The 662-nt window shown below is 73.4% G+C and carries 1 protein-coding gene and 1 pseudogene; one reads left to right on the top strand and one right to left on the bottom strand.

Annotated features, from left to right (window positions below; all coding sequences use genetic code 11):
* Positions 1–195: pseudogene (locus LPA54_RS34560) on the top strand (DUF1211 domain-containing membrane protein); the annotation flags it as partial.
* Between the two features lie 39 nt (positions 196–234).
* Here the strand turns inward: LPA54_RS34560 and LPA54_RS34555 are convergent.
* Positions 235–662: Gfo/Idh/MocA family oxidoreductase (locus tag LPA54_RS34555; RefSeq protein ID WP_267487953.1), on the bottom strand; the 428-nt coding region annotated here is incomplete at its 5' end.

The raw sequence follows: 662 nt of genomic DNA, 5'->3' as shown, positions 1-662 counted from the left end.
TGGCTGCACGGCGACGCCGAACCCCTGCGGAACGAGTTCCTCTACGCCGTCGACCTCGGGGCCACGGTGGCGGTGTTCGTGGTGAGCATTCCCCTGGCCCTGGCGGTGGGGCCGGCCGCCATGTGGTGGTGGCTGGCGCTGGTGCCGGTCAAGGTGTGGCTGGGGCGGAAGGAGCGCGCGGCGGCGGCCGGGTGAGAAGGGCGGCACGCGGGCGGGAGGGGACCGGCGTGCGTGTCACGCGGGCGTGTCCACCGTCACCCACGCCCGGTCCTGCGCCGACCGCACCATCGCGTCCAGCACCGTCGCGCCGTGCACCGCGTCCGCGAGGGTGGCGCCGTACGGGACGCCCTCGGCGACCGACCGCAGGAAGCGGTACGCCTCGATCACCTTCAGGTCGTCGTAGCCCATGGCGTTGGCCGCCCCCGGCTGGAACGCGCCGAACTCGCCGTCGCCCGGCCCGACGTAGACCGTGCTCACCGGCTGGTCCTGGTAGCCGGTGCCCCGGCTGACGCCCAGTTCGTTCATCCGGCGGAAGTCCCAGAACACCGCCCCCTGGGTGCCGTGCACCTCGAAGCCGTAGTTGTTCTGCTCGCCCACGGAGACCCGGCAGGCCTCCAGCACGCCTCGCGCGCCGGTCGCGAACCGCAGCAGACAGCTCACGT

Origin of the sequence: Streptomyces sp. DH12 (assembly GCF_020873895.1) — a bacterium.
GTDB lineage: Bacteria > Actinomycetota > Actinomycetes > Streptomycetales > Streptomycetaceae > Streptomyces.
The sequence above is the reverse complement of the archived record's forward strand: the minus strand, read 5'-3'. Positions and strand labels throughout refer to the sequence as shown.